Here is a 15,651-nt window from a genome sequence, read left to right as displayed (position 1 = left end):
GCAACTGGATCTTCCCGGCGGTCCGAACTGCCCCTTGCGGATCTCTGGCCGAAGCATGGATCCCGCTGCTGGCCCGAGCCGCATCTCGCACGTTCCCACCGAAGCTGGGATTCCGTCCCAGACCGGGCCCGGCGAATCGGGTGTGCTCGAATTGCAGGAGCTTCGGAACCCATAACAGAACTCTGACGTGCCGATGCTCCTCCGATCTTCGTCCGAACGCACCGGATCACAGGACCCCGTCGGCGTTGGCCAGCACACGGTTCCGCGGTCACCCGGGGTGCGGCCTCCCGATCAGCCGCGCGCGACACCTTCTCTCGCACGGGATATTCCGCGCGCGGCGGCTGGTTTTGCGCGCGGCTGATCGGAAGGCGACGCCAACCCCGTACGTCTCGGCGACTGAGGTGAACCTGAGACCGTGACGTACGCCACGTCATTTTAGTTTCCCTAAGCAACGACGTCTCCAATATGGTTGCTTTCAGCAACCAACCGTACGAAGGGTCAATCCATGGAACGCACGCAGGCGACCGAGCTGCTGGAGTCGCTGGTGTCGTTGTCGCGGATCACCCGGCACATGGCACACCGGGACGGCGAGCAGAGCGTGTCCGCTACTCCGATGGCGCTGCTGCACGTGGTCCAGGACACCGATCCTCGGCTCGGCGATCTGGCCGAACGCCTGCGGGTGAAGCCGTCGGTTGCCTCCAGGGCGGTCGCGGCCCTGGAGACCGACGGGTACGTGAAGCGGGTCGCGGATCCCGACGACGCGCGAGCCTGCCGGATCCATCTCACCGACGCCGGCCGGGCGCACCTGCGCCGCCGGCAGGAACGTGCCGTCGAACTGATCGCGCGGTCCTTTGCCGACTGGACCGACGAGGACGCCGAACGTTCGGTCCGCCTGCTCAAACGGCTGGAGGACTCGGTGGTCAGGTGGGTTGGCCACGTCGAGCAGTCGGTCGCTGCCGGGCAGGACCCGTTCGACACTCCCCCGGACTTCTCGCCGACTCTTCCATCGACAGCGCCACCGAACCCCGCACCACCGCCGGGCAGTGAGGCCGCGCCCGCGATCTCCGCCACCACCACGACCTCCGATCAGACCCACCCACGAACCGCATGGGAGAAGACCACCGCATGAGCACCGCAGTCGCGGAACGCAGCCCCGCCGCAGACCACCGGTCCGGCGAGGTGCTGTCACACCAGCAGATCCTGGAGGTGATGGTCGGCCTGCTGGCCGCACTCTTCACCGCACTGATCTCGTCCACCATCGTGTCCACCGCGCTGCCGACGATCATGTCGGACCTGCACGGCACCCAACGTCAGTACACCTGGGTGATCACCGCATCGCTGCTGGCGATGACGATCACCACCCCGATCTGGGGCAAGCTGGCCGACCTCTTCAACAAGAAGCTGCTGATCCAGCTGTCGATCCTGCTCTTCGTCGCCGGCTCCGTCGTCGCCGGCGTCTCCCATGAGATCTGGGAGATGATGCTGGGCCGCGCGGTCCAGGGCATCGCGATGGGCGGTCTGACCGCACTGGTCCAGGCGATCATGGGCACGATCATCGCGCCCCGGCAGCGTGGCCGCTACAGCGGTTACATGGGTGCGGTGATGGCCGTCGCCACCGTCTCCGGGCCGTTGCTCGGCGGTGTGATCACCGACAACCTCAACTGGCGCTGGTGCTTCTTCGTCTGCGTACCGCTGGCCGTAATCGCGCTCTTCCTGCTCCAGGCCACCCTGAAGCTGCCGGCCATCGCCAAGCGCAAGGTCAAGATCGACTACCTCGGCGCTCTGCTGCTGGCCATCGCGGCCGCCACGCCGATGCTCTGGGTCACCTTCGCCGGCAAGGATTACGACTGGATCAGCTGGCAGTCGGCCGTCTTCGCCGCTGTCTTCATCGTCGCCGCCGGACTGGCCGTACTGGTCGAGCTGCGCGTCTCCGAGCCGATGGTGCCGATCCGGGTGATGCGCAACAGCACCACCGCGCTGATGATCATCGCCAGCCTGGCGATCGGCGTCGCCATGTTCGGTGCCAGCACCTTCCTGACCCAGTACTTCCAGCTGGCCGGTGGCCACTCGCCGACGAAGGCCGGCCTGATGACCATTCCGTTGATCATCACCCAGATGCTCAGCTCGGTGATCATCGGCCAGATCGTCAGCCGGACCGGTCGCTGGAAGCCGGTGATGGTGATGGGCGGCTTCCTGCTGCTGATCGGCCTCGGCGGACTCGGCTTCACCGACCACACCACCGATTACTGGCAGGTCGCCATCTGGATGGCCGTGATGGGCATCGGCGTCGGCGCGCTGATCCAGAACATCGTGCTGGCGGTACAGAACACCGTGGACGTGAAGGACATCGGTGCCGCCTCGGCGACGATCTCGTTCTTCCGCTCGCTCGGCGGTGCGGTCGGCGTGACCGTACTCGGTGCGGTGCTGGCCAACGAGGTCGGCGACAAGATCGCGGCCGGGCTGAAGGCGCTGGGTGGCCCGGCCGCGGCGGCCAGTGGCAGCGGCGCCGGTGACCTGGACATCAAGGATCTGCCGGCTCCGATTCAGACGATCGTGCACAACGCGTACGGGGACTCGTTCGGTGAGCTGTTCCTGATCGCAGCCATCGTCGCGATCGCCACCCTGCTCGCGGTGATCTTCGTCAAGGAGGTGCCGCTGCGGACCACCGTCAGCATGCAGAAGCCGGATGACTCCGACGCTGCCGAGGTAGTCTCCGCTGCCGGGGAACCGGCCGCCGACATCCGCCCCGCCCACTCCGGCGCCGCTCTGGCCGACGGGGCTCAGGCCGACACGGTGAATCGGCCGGTACCGGTCGCGGCCGGATCGGCGCAGCACCCCGATGCCGAATTGACAGCGGTTGCCGAGCATGCGGTGCCGACTCAAACCGGCGGCATCAACTGGGATCCGAACGATCTCGACGATCCGTCCGAGCGACTCTCGGTGGCCGCGCTGGACGTGCTGGCCGCCGCGCAGGATCGGGTCCGTGCGCAGCAGCAGCTGGGACGGGACAAGCTGGAGGAGATCGCCGTACGACTGTACGACGTCTCCCATCAGGTGGACGCGACCATCGGGTCGTTCCACCGGCAGATCCAGGAGATTCGGGAGCAACTGCTGGCCGCCGAACCGCCGCACAGCCCCGCTCCCGACGGCGTCGGCGGCGACGAGCTGAGGCAGTACGAGTACAACCTGCTGCTGGACAGCCAACAGACCGCCGACCGGGTGATCCGGCTGGCGCGGGCCGAGGCCGAACGGACCCTGGACGAGGCCGATCAGCAGCGCGTCGAGCTGGAACGCCGGATCGAGCAGCTGCGCGGCGTCGAACGCGAGCTGACCAGCGCGGTCTCGCAGCGGTTGCGCACCGACGGGACCGATCCGGGGCAGCCCGCCTGACCCGTACCTCGGACAACGACGAAGCCGCCGGGCCGGTCCCCTTTCTCTGGGGATCGGCCCGGCGGCTTTCGTACGTCCAAGTCAGTTGCCGGCCAGTCGGGCCTTGTCCTCGACGATCGCGCCGAGCAGACCGTTCACGTAGCCGGGCGACTCCTCGGTGGACAGCTCCCCCACCAGCTCGACAGCCTCGGAGACCGCGACCGGATCGGGAACCGCGTCGACGTGATCGATCTCGTACACGGCGATCCTGACCGCGGCCCGATCGACCCGCGGCATCCGCGCCAGTGTCCAGCCCGGCGCGAGATGCGCCCGGATCCGGCCGTCCAACTCGTCCTGGTGCCGCTGTACGCCGCGGACCAGGTCGGCGGTGTAATCGCGGACCGGCGGGTCGGCATCGGCCGTACGTTCGGCCAGGGTCTCGATCGGACTGCGTCCGCGCAACTCCGACTCGAACAGGATGTCCAGGGCTCGCTTCCGGGCCTTGGTTCTGGTCGACCTGGTCCGGGTAGGCGGCTGGTTCGCAGCGGCCCCGGAAGCGGACGCCGACGGCATGGATCAGCCGCCGATCCGGCCGAGGTACTCGCCGGTGCGGGTGTCGACCTTGACCTTCTCGCCGGTGGTCAGGAACAACGGCACCTGGATCTGCAGGCCGGTCTCCACGGTGGCCGGCTTGGTGCCGCCGGAGCTCCGGTCGCCCTGCAAGCCGGGTTCGGTGTAGGTGATCTCGAGCTCGACCGAGGCCGGCAGATCGATGTAGAGCGGGTTGTCCTCGTGGATCGCGACGATGGCGATCTGCTCCTCGAGCAGGTAGTTCTTGGCGTCGCCGACCACGTTCTCGTCCAGCGTCATCTGGTCGTAGGTCTGGGTGTCCATGAACACCCAGCCGGCGCCGTCCTTGTAGAGGTACTGCATCTCGCGGCGGTCGACCTGGGCGGTGTCGACCTTGGTGTCGGAGTTGAAGGTCTTGTCGACGACCTTGCCGGACAACACATGCTTGAGCTTGGTGCGGACAACGGTGTTGCCCTTACCCGGCTTGTGATGCTGGAACCAGACCACGGACCAGAGCTGTCCGTCCAGGTCGAGCACCATGCCGTTCTTCAGATCGTTAGTGGAGACCACGCGCCAAACCCTTCATGTATTTGTCCAAAGATCGAGCCCGAACACTCGGGCAGCGCACAATCCTAACCGACCCGGCCCCCGCAACCCAGCGCTGCAATCCCCGACCCCGGTCCGGGACGCACCGACACCGCGGCCGACCGACCGCCCGAAGTCGCGACAACACGACTTCGGCACCGCTTCCTGTGCCGAGCGCCCGAAGGCGCGACGACAACACGTCTTGCGCAGCTGGGTACCACGGTCAGCCGAAGTATCGGCGCCAATCGTCGTTGAAGGTCGTCGGGATGCCTGTGGCGCCCGCTTCGATCAGGGCCGCACGGACCCGCTCGAGGGTGCGCAACGGTTCACGGTAGATGCCCCGGGAGGTGATGATCAACAACCTGAATCCCAGCCGCTCCAACTCCTCGCGGCGGTAGATGTCTTCTTCCCATTGGGCCGGGTCTTCGGCGTGCTGGCGGCCGTCGTACTCGACGAGGAGCTTGTACTCCCTGTAGTACGTGTCGAAGCGTCGCTCCCAGTCACCGGTTTCACCACGCAGGGTGAAGTTCACCGTCGGCTCCGGCAGACCGGCCAGCACGATCAGCATCCTCATCAGCGACTCCATCACTGAGTCGACTCCAGCGCGTACATACCGAGCAGCCCGCCGGGCAGCGCGGGAACGATAACCGCGAGACTCGGCTGCGGCCTTGAGCAATCGTTCCGGTGTCGTCCGCTTCGCTCGCACCAGGCTGTCCCCCAGCACCACGAGCTCAACGAGGTTCGCGCCGCTGGCGGCCACGTCCAGGAAGGATTGTTCGGGCGTCGAGATGGGCATTCGTCGAAACGTGGTCGTCCGAGCCGCGCGGGACGCCAGGTGCACCATCAACCCTCGCCGCACGCTGCGCCGCTTTCGCCGACGGCTGATGTGAACGTCCGGGGTGCTCGGCGGTACGCCGCCCCAGATCAATGCGGCGGTGTGATGACTGATGAAGCCATCCGGCGCCGTGTACCGCAATGCCGCGCGCGCCCTGAACGCGGTGTCTGCTGGCGTCGTCGCGTCGACATAGATGCCGCGGTAGAGGCGGCGAAATCCTGGACCCCGAAGCCGCGCGGTCGAGATGCCCGCCTCGAGTGCCTCGGAGCGATTGAAGGCAGAAGGTTCCGGTTCCATGTCCGAGAGCATGAGGCAGGTCCGGGCGTGGTCCCCCCAAGTTATCCACAGGCCGCCCCGACAACCGTGCGGACGGTCCGTCGATGACATCGACCGCCCGACAGCACGAAGTCGTGTTGTCGCGACTTCGGGACGCTGATACCGGCTCCCGACAGCACGAAGTCGTGTTGTCGCGACTTCGGGACGCTGAAACCGGCTCCCGACAGCACGAAGTCGTGTTGTCGCGACTTCGTGCGGTTGGGGGGCGGGCGGAGATGGGGGGTCGGGGCATTCGGTCGACTGGCGGATCGGTGGCGGTGACGGCGGCCGACCGAGGAGGAGCCCGGCCTGCGACAGCGCGTACGTGGTCGGGGCTGGACCTTCAGGTGGCCCGGTCGGCGTCGAGCTTGGTCTCGATCCGGACGAGGTCACTGCGCCGCTTTGCGTCGATGCTGTGCTGCTGGGTGATGGCGGTCTGCGCCGGCCCCGGAGCGAAGAGAAGCAGGACGAGCAAGATCCATTCCATGCCGACAGACCCTGACGAAACTGACGGCCGGGGCGAACCGGTAGCGTTTCGCGGGTGATCCGGTCCGAGTTCCTGGCCAAGCAGCCACCGTTGAAGACTCCGCGCACCCAGCTGGTTCCGATCGGACCTCGGTTCGGGCCGCAGGTCCGGCGGGCTGCCTCGGACCCGGAGATCCGTCGACTGACCGGAGCCCACCGAACGCCCGACCAAGATCAACTCAGGCAGCGGCTGGAGACTGTGGCCGGCCGGGATGATCAAGCCGAGTGGGCGATCGTACGAGGCCAGGACGCGAGTTATCTCGGTCGGGTGGCGCTGGATGATCTTGACCGCGCCAACGAGTCGATGACGTACAAGATCAGCTTGCGGGGCACCGACGTCGCCGGTCAGGGGTACGGCACCGAGGCCGGCGAGGCGGTGATCAACTTCGGCCTGGGGATCCTCGGCCTGCATCGGATCCAGCTTGCCGTCTACGCCTTCAACGAACGCGCGATCAAGTCGTTCAGCAAGATCGGCTTCGAGACCGAGGGCGTACTGCGGCACGCCCTGCTCTGGGACGGCCGCTGGTACGACCAGTTGATCATGTCCGTGCTCACACCCGGCGCATTGGATCAGGTCGCCGAGCCCAAGCAGACCGGCGTTCAGCAGGACGGTTGATGATCATTTGAGCCCGGTGGTGGCGATCCCCTGCATCAGATACTTCTGGCCGGCGATGAAGAATCCGACGATCGGCAGCAGGGACACGATCGACATCGCGAACATCGGCCCCCACGAGCTCTGCCCTTCCGAGTCCATGAACTGCCGCAACGCCAGCGGCACCGTGTAGAGGTCGGAGTCGGTGAGGTAGATCAGCGGTGAGAAGAAGTCGTTCCAGCTGTTCATGAACGTGAAGATCGCCGTGGTCGCGAAGGCAGGAACGCACAACGGCGCGATGATCCGGAAGAAGATGCGGAACGTCCCGCAGCCGTCGATCCGTGCCGCGTCGTCGAGCTCTCGTGGCAGGGCGCGCATGAACTGCACCATCAAGAAGATGTAGAACGCGTTGGTGGCCAGGAAGTGCGGCACCACCAGCGGCAGGTACGTGTTCAACCAGCCCAGCTTGGAAAACACGATGTACTGCGGGATCAGCAGGACGTGACTGGGCAGCATCAGCGTGCCCAACATCATCGCGAACAAGATCTTGCGACCCGGAAAGTTCAAGCGGGCAAAGGCAAAGGCGGCCAGGGCGCTCGAGACCACAGTGCCGACCACGTCGAAGACTGCCAGGATCGTCGAGTTGATCAAGTACAGGCTGAACGGATGCTCCAGCGAGTTCCAGCCCTCGGAGAAGTTGCTGAACTTCCACTCCTGCGGCCACAATCCCAGCTGGGTGAAGATCTTGTTGTCGGGTTTGAAGGTGCTGGACACCATCCACAGCAGTGGGTACATCATGAACAGCGCGATCCCGGTGATCACCACGTAGCGGAGAAAACGCGTTCGTGGTGAGGTGCCGCCGCCCTCGACATAGCTGAACCCGGACGTACGGCGTTCGGCTGCGGTTCGCTTCGGCACAAGGGTGTCGCTGACGGCCACGGTGATCCTGCCTTCAGTTCTCGTAGAAGACCCAGTAGCGCTGGGCCAGGAAGTTGATCGCGGTCAGGGCGGCGATGATCAACAGCAGCACCCAGGCCAGCGCCGAGGCATAGCCCATGTGGAAACGACTGAAGCCCTGGATGTAGAGGTACAGGTTGTAGAACAGCGTCGAGTCCGCCGGCCCACCGGTTCCGTTGCTCATGACGAAACTCTGGGTGAAGCTCTGCATTGCACCGATGGTGGCCAACACCAGGTTGAAGAAGATGATCGGGCTGATCATCGGCAGGGTGATGGACCGGAACTGCCGCCACCGGGACGCGCCGTCGACCGCGGCCGCCTCGTAGTACATCGTCGGCACCTGGCGCAGCGCTGCCAGGAAGATCACCATCGGCGCACCGAAGGTCCAGATGTGCAGCAAGATCAACACGCTCAACGCGGTGTGCGGATCCGAGGTCCAGCTCGGGCCCTGGATGCCGAACCAGGCCAACGCGGTGTTCACGATTCCCTGGGTGCTGAAGACCTGCCGCCACAACATCACCACCGCGACACTGCTGCCCAGCAGCGATGGCAGGTAGTAGATCGCGCGATAGATCGGCAATCCGCGCAAGCCCCTGTTGAGCATCAGCGCCACCCCGAGCGCGGCGGCCAACGACGTCGGCACCGACACCAAGCAGTAGATGAAGGTCACCACCAGCGACTTGTGCACCCGCTCGTCGTGCAGAATCTCGGTGAAGTTCTGCATCCCGATGAACTTCGGCGGGTTCAGCAGGTCGTAGTCGGTGAACGCCAGCACCAGCGATGCGCCGAACGGGATCACGGTGAAGAGCATCCCGACGAACCAGGGCACCAGGAAGACGTAGGCCGACCAGTCGATCAGGTGACGCCGGCGTCGCCGCCCCGGCACCGCCGCGCTGGCCCTCGCAGCGGGCGCATCGGCGGTCTCGGCGTGGGCGGAGTCGGTCACGGAAGTCATTTCTTACCGAGCGCCTCGTTTGCCTTGCTGATCAACTTCTTGGCGGCATCGGCCGGCTTCATCCGGCCGAACATCACCTCGGTGGCGATGCTGGTGCAGGCATCCTGCACCGCCGAACCGCCGACGGGATCGGGTCGAGACTCCGGCAGCGTCTCCTTGCTCAGACCCTTGATGTAGTCGATCGAAGCCTTGTCCTCCGGCCCGAGATCGGGATAGATCGCGTCGGCGACCTTCGAGCTCATCGGTACGCCGCGAGTCGGCCCGACCGCCCGGTTGCCTTCGACGTCGTTCACGATGAAGTCGAGCAGCTTGAGCGAATCGTCGACGTGTTTCGACTTCGCCGCGATGGACCAGTACATCGAGGTGTCGATGGACATCCCTCGACGTGCACCCTGGGTCTCGCCGGGGATCCTGTTCAGCTGAAGTTCGGTGCCGACGGACTCGGACTCGGCCTTCAGGTTGTTGGTCGGGATGATCTGGGAGGCCAGCACCTTCTTGGTCAGTCCGTCCTGATCGGCAGAGCTGCCGCTGGCGTCGAGGAAGCCGGCCGGTGACAGGCCACCGGTCTTGCGCTCCGACACCGACATCGAGAACCAGTCGGTCAAGGTCTTCTCGCTCGCCCCGAAGGTGCCGTCCTCGTTGTACAACTCCTCGCCGGTCTGCCGGACGAAGACGACGAGGTTCTGGATCGTCGCGAAGTCGACGTCGGTGCCGTACACCTTCTTGCCGCTGGCCTTGGTGATCTTGCGGGAGAAGCTCCACAGGTCGTCCCAGGACCAGGTGTTGCCGTCCGGGATCTCCACGCCGTACTTCTCCGCCAGCTCCTTGTTGATCACGAAGCCGACGGCGTTCAGCCCGGCCGGGATGCCGTACATGCTGTCCTGGACCTGGCCGATCTTGCGCACGCTGTCCGGGATGTCCTTGGTGTTCAGCACATCCAGGTGTTGGTTGAGGTCCAGGAGGGCGCTGCGGTCGGCGTACTCGCGGATGCTGTCGCGGCGCTGGTTGCACAGATCCGGTACGTCGCCGGAGGCGAACCGGGTCGCCATCTTGTCCTTGTACGGGCCGCTGTCCTGGTACTCGGTCTTGATGTTGATGCCGGAATTCTTCTTCTTGAAGACGTCCAGCATCGCCTCGGTGGACTTCGCCCGCTCGGAGTCTCCCCACCAGATCATGTTCAACGTGGTCGAGCCGTCGGCGGAGGTCGAACCGCCGCCGCCGAAACGACTGCAACCGGCGACCCCGGCCGCAGCGGCCCCGAGGCCCAGCCCGAGCATCGCCCGGCGCGAGACGGTTGGATCGGAAAAGCCACCCATAACGTTTCCCTTCGCTTCGTTGCGACCACGGTCTCCAAGATCCGAAACCGGTTGCTCAGCTTGGTGGACGACAGTTGCAGATGTCAATAGCAGGAGACAATTTCGACAAGGAATCGGTTCATCACGAATCAGCGGACCGGCGCCGGGGCCTGGGCCGTGGCGTGTTCGAAGCGACAGTCAGGCGATCGGGGCCGAGGCCGGCAGAGTCGCCAGCAGGGCCGGCACCTCATCGGGTACGACTTCGCGGTCGAGCAGGACGGCGTTGAGGCCGAGGTCCAGGGTGGAGCCGTAGGGCAGCCGGCGCTCGGCATCCCAGGCGACGGCAGGGCAGGCCCCGGTGTAGTCGGACACGCGGCAGAACCAGGGCAGGATCTCGCCGTCGGACGGCTGCTCCAAGATCACCGTCGTGCTCCCCTGCGGGCCCTGCCGGACGAAGGCGACCCACGGCGTACGGCAGCCGTGCACCGACTGTTCGCCGCTGCCCAACTCGCTGAAGACGGCCTTCACCGCAACCGTGTCCAGCCGCCAGAAGATGCCCCCGTAGCCGGCGCCGTGCCGGCCGCTGGTCGCCGGGCTGGCGAAGGTGATGTCGGTGACGTCGGCGGACAGTTTCGACCGCCAGCCGAGGGCCCAGGCGCCGGCCTCGGGCAGCAACGAGCCGGTGAGGATCCGGTGCTCGGTCAGCCAGGTGTCGCCGTACTCGTCCTCCCAGCGCAACCGCTCCCGCAGCACCGCGTCCTGCTCGACCCGATCGGCCAGCCGCTGCACGACCACCTGCCGGCCGTGATTGGCCAGCAGGGTCGGGCCGACGTCGGGCAGGAACGTCCGGCCGCCCCAGTACGAGGTGCCGTTCACGTCCGGCGCCGCGAACGACAACCCGTGCTGGTGCCGATGATCACGCGGACTGGCCGCGGTGGTCGGCACGCCGGCCAGCGTGTGCACCGGATGGGCGTACGGGCGCGGCGAGTGCACCGTCGCCATCTGCTCGCCCCGGTCGTAGCGCAGCAGCGGCAGACTGTCGTCGGCCATCAGCACGTCGGCGTTCTGGTCGTGCCGCCAGGCCAGCGAGCTGACCGTCTGCCGCGGCTGCCGCCGGCGGGCCGACCGGCGCGGGGCCACCGGGCCGGTCGAGGCACGACGAACCAACTCCGGTACGAAGTTGGGCTCGTCGTCGGCACCCCCGCCGTGGATCCGGGCTCGTAGGTGTTCCCAGGCGCGTCGGCCGAGCTCGAGTTTGGGCACCGCCACCGTGGTCAGCGGCGGCACCGCATAGGCGGCCAGTTCGATGTCGTCGAAGCCGACGACGGACAGGTCCTGCGGCACCGCGACGCCGATCTCGTTCAACCGGGCCAGCAGCCCGAAGGCGACCAGGTCGTTGTAGGCGATCACCGCGGTGGCCCGGCTGGCCAGCACCCGCTCGGCCGCGGCGTACCCGTCGGCCATCCGGCTGCCGCAACTCAACTGGGCGATCCGCAACTGCGGATGCTGGGCCTGAACGCGATCGAAACCGTCCAGCCGGGCCAGGTTGGCCACGCTGCTGGTGGGACCGTTCAGATAGACCAGGTCACGATGGCCGAGCTCGGTCAGATGGTCGGTCAGGGTGCCGACCGCGGCGGCGAAGTCGAAGGCGAGCTCGGGCGCGCCGGAGTGGTCGACCATGCCGCGGCCGAGCACGATGGCCGGCTGCAGTTCGGAAACCAGTTCGGCCAGCTGCTGCTCGGCGGTTCCCGGCGACACCAGCACCACCGCGTCGCAGCGGGCCCTGGCCTCCCGGGCGGCGGTGGGTTCGGCGGTCGGGTCCTCGTCGGTCTCGATGATCATCACCCGATAGCCCTCGAGTGCGGCGGCTTCGGTCAGTCCGTGCACCACTCCCTGGAACATCGGATTGCCCAGGTCCGGCACGATCACCGCGATGCTCTGGGTCCGCCCCAGCGACAGGCTGCGGGCGACGTTGCTGGGCCGATATCGCAGCTGGTCGGCCACCTCGCGAACTCGGCGGGCCAGGTCGGCGTTGACAGTGGCCTGGTTGTTCATCACTCGGGACACCGTCGCCCGGGACACCCCGGCGGCGTCCGCGACGTCGGAGATGGTCGCCCGGACCCGTACCTGCTCGCTCACGCAACAATCCTTCGCTCGGCCGTCAAGTGCTCGGTTTCTGCAACCCGCGGTGGGTCTGCCTCGCCGCGGTCGGGTCGGACCCTCCAGGGACCGAACCGGGCCGCCGCCGGCTCACTGCCCAGGAGCCGGTCGGCGAACAGACCGACCTCGGCGCCGATCCATCGTCCTGGTTCGGCCTGGTAGTCGGGGCCGATCGGCAGCCAGTCCTCGCCGAGGCGGCAGGAGAACCGTACGATGCCGGCCGGGTCCACGTGGGCGCCCAAGCCAACTTCGTTCAGGCCAACTTCGTTCAGGCCAACTTCGTTCAGCTCGCCTTCGCTCGGCTTCGGGTCGGCCGGATCGATCACCTCGGCCTCGTACTCCTGCCCGGCCCGGTCGCTTCGTCCGACGACCACGAGCAGCCGACCGTCCCGTCGGGCCAGCCCTACCCACTGGTACGTGGCGCCGAGCACGACCAGACCGGCGCGCAGCCCGTCGCCGGCGCCCTCCAGCGCGACCGACGTGGTGATCGTCGCCGGCTGCCCGGGCAACTGCTGGGCCAGCAGCTGAGGGGACTGCCGCAGATCGTCGATCACCCGCACCCGGGCCTGCAGCCGCAGCGCGCCCTCGCCGACCTGATGCCAGCCCGGCTCCGGATTCGCGGCCCAGTGCCACCACCGATTCAGCCCGGCGATCGGGTCGCCGCCGGGCGCGAACGTGTCGGCACCTTTCGACGCAGCGGCGAAGTCGTCGTCGCGGCACGGCTCACCGGCCGACGGACCGACCCGCCCGTCACGATCCGAGGCGTCGCGCTCCGGCCCGGGCACGTCACCACCGGGCCCCACACCACCGGGCACCGGCTCGCCGGCGGCGCCGAACACCGGCCACCCGTCGGCTCGCCAGGTCATCGGCTGCAGATGCACGACCCGGCCGAAGCAGCCCCGATCCTGGAAGTGCAGAAACCAGTCCGAGCCATCGGCAGCAGTCACCCAGCCGCCCTGATGCGGGCCGTTGACCGGCGTCGAGCCCTGCTCCAGCACCCGGCGTTCCTCGTACGGGCCCCAGACCGAGCGGGAACGGAACACCGACTGCCAGCCGGTCTCGACGCCGCCGGCCGGCGCGAAGATCCAGTACCAGCCGCCGCGGCGGTAGAACTTCGGCCCTTCCAGAGTGCGGAAGCCCGGCAGGTCGTCCCCGTCGATCACGGTCTGCGGGGCGCCGATCACCGCGGACAGATCAGGTTCGACCTCGATCACGCTCAGCCGGTTGGCGATGCCGGCCCTGCTGCGGGCCCAGCCGAACACCAGGTACGCCCGGCCGTCGTCGTCGAACAGCGGGCAGGGGTCGATCAGACCCTGACCCGGGACCAGACAGTACGGCGCGGTCCACAGACCTTCGGCCGACTCGCTGCTGACGACGAACAGACCGTAGTCGGGGTCCGGGTAGACGACCACGAACCGGCCGTCGTGGTGGCGGATGCTCGGAGCCCAGACGCCGCAGCCGTGGCGCGGCAGCGCGTACTGCTCGGCCGGCGGAAGTTCCGGCAAGGCGTGCGAGACGATCTCCCAGTCGACCAGATTCGTCGACCGCAGGATCGGCAGCCCGGGCACCCGGTTGAAGCTGGATGCGACCAGGTAGTAGGCATCGTCGACGCGGATGACGTCAGGGTCCGGCCAGTCGGCGTCGAGCACGGGGTTGGCGTAGCGCGGCATCACAGTCCTTCGAGGTCGACCACGGACACTGCCAGATCATACGACCTCTGAAACCGGTTTCTGTGACGGGGGGTCGGCTGGAGCCCCGGGGCGGGCCGTCACTCCCCCATGCAGCCGTCGAAGCCGACGTCGTCGATCGGCTGGTCGGACTCCAGCCCGGCAGCCGTGCCGGCCGTCACCGAGGCGGCCACTGCCGCGACCGGGCAGGCGTTCCCGGTCTTCCCCGGTACGCCGTCGTGCGTCCAACGCGCCGGGTTCCTGCCGAGCGTGACGTCGTCCATCCCGCTGACCGCGATGCCGGTACGCACCCGCGCGGACAGCTTTCCGGTGCTGTTGCCGGTGACGGTCAGACCGTGGCCGCTGTTCGGTCCGACCATCGCGGCACCGCCGTACCAGGCCCGGGTGCCGGCCGCGATGCCGATCACGAAGTGGGTGTTCGGCGCGGTCCACTGCAGGTTGCCGGTGATCCGGGCGCCGCGGTAGTCGTAGTCGCCGGCGTCGTCGCGATTGGGCAGGTAGTACTGCGGATCGGCCACGATGCCCGCGTACATGCCGATGCCGGCGGACAGGATCCGGTTCCTGCTGATCAGCGAGTGCTGCGCGACGGTGCTGTTCGGATCCGAGGTGGCCGGGTAGAGGCCGATGCCGACGCCGCCGGTGTCGACGATCTGGTTCCGGGTGATCGCCGTGTCCGCGCAGCCGGAGGTGATGCCGTCGGTCCACATCCCGGCCGTGGTGCCGTCGTCCAGTTGACGGGTCAGGTAGTGATCATTCGCGTACGCGGTGACGACGTTGCGGCTGATCGTCACGTCCGAGCACGGATAGCCGCGGGACTGCCCGTACACCTCGATGCCGGCGGTGCCCGCGCTGTTGGAGACCTTGTTGCCGATCACCTGGGTGCCGTGGCCGCCCAACACCCGGACGTCGCTGCGGCCGGGATGGCCGGCACCGGGGCCGGTCCGCCCGCCGTCGACCCAGACGCCGGTCAGCTTGCCGCCGCCGGCGATCTGGACCACCGGGCCGTCGAAGTCGCCGCCGCGGACCAACCGGCCCATCATCGCGTAGTGCCCGGTGTCCGGTTCGGCGGTCGTGGTCAGGGTGACGCCGGCCGGCACGGTCAGCGGCTGGCTGATGGTGACCAGCGACCGCTCGGCCAGTTGGACGATGCCGCCGTCCGGCGTGTTGTCGAGGATCCGCTGCAGATCTTCCTGGTTGCCGTTGAAGCCGGCGCTGTCGCTGGGCAGGGCGGCCGGCGTCCGACCGGACCAGGCATACGACGTGGCGCTGGCGTCGCGAGCGCCGGAGCAGATCTTCGGCACCAGCGCGTTGAACTCGTCGCTGACGAAGAACCGTGCCACCACCGTCGACCAGGACTCGCCGTGATCGAGCTCGTCGCGCCAGGTCGACAGATCGGACGGGTCGGCCTCGGTGTTCCAGACGCCGCGGTACAGGGTGCTGAGCTTGGCCACGTTGTCGTAGCCGAGCTTGGCGTAGTCGGCCGACGTGTAGACCTGCTGGCCCACCTCGGCCAGGGTCTGCGCACCGCAGCCGCCCTCGGTGAAGACCGCGGCCGCGGCCGCCCACTCGCTCTGGTACGGCAGTCTGCCGAGCGCCTCGGTGTAGAGCTTGGAGATGTACTGCCCGGGAACCTCGGCACCGTCGTCCGCGGCTGCGGTGGAGTGCGGCGCGGCCACCAGCCCGACCACGGCAAGCACGACGGCGACAACGCCGTTCGCGACCCGGAACACCGGGCGTGCTGCTGTCATCGAGACGGGCTCCTCACGAGATCGCTATTGGGTCCGGTCCGATCCGACGAACACCGG

13 protein-coding genes are annotated in these 15,651 nt (G+C 67.5%); 3 read left to right on the top strand and 10 right to left on the bottom strand.

Features of this window, described 5'->3' with window-relative positions:
- The first annotated feature begins 505 nt into the window (after nucleotides 1–505).
- A complete protein-coding gene (locus FOE78_RS13265) occupies nucleotides 506–1,129 on the top strand; it encodes a MarR family winged helix-turn-helix transcriptional regulator (protein WP_143986711.1) in 624 nt (207 codons plus the stop codon).
- A complete protein-coding gene (locus tag FOE78_RS13260) occupies nucleotides 1,126–3,390 on the top strand; it encodes an MDR family MFS transporter (protein WP_228265823.1) in 2,265 nt (754 codons plus the stop codon). The genes FOE78_RS13265 and FOE78_RS13260 overlap by 4 nt, the downstream gene beginning before the upstream one ends.
- An 81-nt stretch (nucleotides 3,391–3,471) precedes the next feature.
- Here FOE78_RS13260 and nusB read toward each other — a convergent pair whose 3' ends face one another.
- The 4 genes from nusB to FOE78_RS23625 form a co-directional block, all read right to left on the bottom strand.
- Complete coding sequence (gene nusB, locus FOE78_RS13255) at nucleotides 3,472–3,942, bottom strand: transcription antitermination factor NusB (protein ID WP_143986710.1); 471 nt, start codon at nucleotides 3,940–3,942, stop codon at nucleotides 3,472–3,474.
- Nucleotides 3,943–3,945: 3 nt separating this feature from the next.
- Nucleotides 3,946–4,479 (bottom strand): elongation factor P, encoded by a 534-nt coding sequence (gene efp / locus FOE78_RS13250; protein ID WP_266095034.1) that lies wholly within the window; start codon nucleotides 4,477–4,479, stop codon nucleotides 3,946–3,948.
- Nucleotides 4,480–4,747: 268 nt separating this feature from the next.
- Entirely contained in the window at nucleotides 4,748–5,746 is a 999-nt protein-coding gene (locus FOE78_RS13245; protein ID WP_143986708.1) for a DUF559 domain-containing protein, read from the bottom strand.
- Between the two features lie 271 nt (nucleotides 5,747–6,017).
- Nucleotides 6,018–6,161, bottom strand: coding sequence for a hypothetical protein (locus FOE78_RS23625; protein WP_168207509.1), 144 nt, complete (start codon nucleotides 6,159–6,161; stop codon nucleotides 6,018–6,020).
- A 54-nt stretch (nucleotides 6,162–6,215) separates the two neighbouring features.
- Here FOE78_RS23625 and FOE78_RS13240 point away from each other — a divergent pair, with 54 nt between their 5' ends.
- On the top strand, nucleotides 6,216–6,815 hold the full coding sequence (locus FOE78_RS13240; RefSeq protein ID WP_143986707.1) for a GNAT family N-acetyltransferase: 600 nt from the start codon (nucleotides 6,216–6,218) through the stop codon (nucleotides 6,813–6,815).
- A 3-nt stretch (nucleotides 6,816–6,818) separates the two neighbouring features.
- Here FOE78_RS13240 and FOE78_RS13235 read toward each other — a convergent pair whose 3' ends face one another.
- The 6 genes from FOE78_RS13235 to FOE78_RS13210 form a co-directional block, all read right to left on the bottom strand.
- Nucleotides 6,819–7,730, bottom strand: coding sequence for a carbohydrate ABC transporter permease (locus FOE78_RS13235; RefSeq protein ID WP_228265822.1), 912 nt, complete (start codon nucleotides 7,728–7,730; stop codon nucleotides 6,819–6,821).
- A gap of 13 nt (nucleotides 7,731–7,743) precedes the next feature.
- Nucleotides 7,744–8,694 (bottom strand): carbohydrate ABC transporter permease, encoded by a 951-nt coding sequence (locus FOE78_RS13230; RefSeq protein ID WP_228265821.1) that lies wholly within the window; start codon nucleotides 8,692–8,694, stop codon nucleotides 7,744–7,746.
- A 5-nt stretch (nucleotides 8,695–8,699) separates the two neighbouring features.
- Complete coding sequence (locus tag FOE78_RS13225; RefSeq protein ID WP_143986705.1) at nucleotides 8,700–10,019, bottom strand: ABC transporter substrate-binding protein; 1,320 nt, start codon at nucleotides 10,017–10,019, stop codon at nucleotides 8,700–8,702.
- Nucleotides 10,020–10,196: 177 nt separating this feature from the next.
- A complete protein-coding gene (locus FOE78_RS13220; RefSeq protein WP_143986704.1) occupies nucleotides 10,197–12,137 on the bottom strand; it encodes a DUF6807 family protein in 1,941 nt (646 codons plus the stop codon).
- Complete coding sequence (locus FOE78_RS13215; protein WP_143986703.1) at nucleotides 12,134–13,828, bottom strand: glycoside hydrolase family 43 protein; 1,695 nt, start codon at nucleotides 13,826–13,828, stop codon at nucleotides 12,134–12,136. The genes FOE78_RS13220 and FOE78_RS13215 overlap by 4 nt, the downstream gene beginning before the upstream one ends.
- Before the next feature lie 98 nt (nucleotides 13,829–13,926).
- Nucleotides 13,927–15,594, bottom strand: a complete 1,668-nt coding sequence (locus tag FOE78_RS13210) for a right-handed parallel beta-helix repeat-containing protein (protein ID WP_143986702.1) — start codon at nucleotides 15,592–15,594, stop codon at nucleotides 13,927–13,929.
- Between the last annotated feature and the right edge of the window lie 57 nt (nucleotides 15,595–15,651).

The sequence above is a fragment of the Microlunatus elymi genome (genome assembly GCF_007362775.1).
Lineage (GTDB): Bacteria > Actinomycetota > Actinomycetes > Propionibacteriales > Propionibacteriaceae > Microlunatus > Microlunatus elymi.
This window is presented reverse-complemented; position numbering and strand designations above follow the sequence as displayed.

Coding starts and splice junctions, on each gene's coding strand:
- FOE78_RS13265 (WP_143986711.1), top strand. CDS start 506: ATGGAACGCACGCAGGCGACCGAGCTGCTGGAGTCGCTGGTGTCGTTG.
- FOE78_RS13260 (WP_228265823.1), top strand. CDS start 1,126: ATGAGCACCGCAGTCGCGGAACGCAGCCCCGCCGCAGACCACCGGTCC.
- nusB (WP_143986710.1), bottom strand. CDS start 3,942: ATGCCGTCGGCGTCCGCTTCCGGGGCCGCTGCGAACCAGCCGCCTACC.
- efp (WP_266095034.1), bottom strand. CDS start 4,479: ATGGTGCTCGACCTGGACGGACAGCTCTGGTCCGTGGTCTGGTTCCAG.
- FOE78_RS13245 (WP_143986708.1), bottom strand. CDS start 5,746: ATGTCATCGACGGACCGTCCGCACGGTTGTCGGGGCGGCCTGTGGATA.
- FOE78_RS23625 (WP_168207509.1), bottom strand. CDS start 6,161: ATGGAATGGATCTTGCTCGTCCTGCTTCTCTTCGCTCCGGGGCCGGCG.
- FOE78_RS13225 (WP_143986705.1), bottom strand. CDS start 10,019: ATGGGTGGCTTTTCCGATCCAACCGTCTCGCGCCGGGCGATGCTCGGG.
- FOE78_RS13215 (WP_143986703.1), bottom strand. CDS start 13,828: ATGCCGCGCTACGCCAACCCCGTGCTCGACGCCGACTGGCCGGACCCT.
- FOE78_RS13210 (WP_143986702.1), bottom strand. CDS start 15,594: ATGACAGCAGCACGCCCGGTGTTCCGGGTCGCGAACGGCGTTGTCGCC.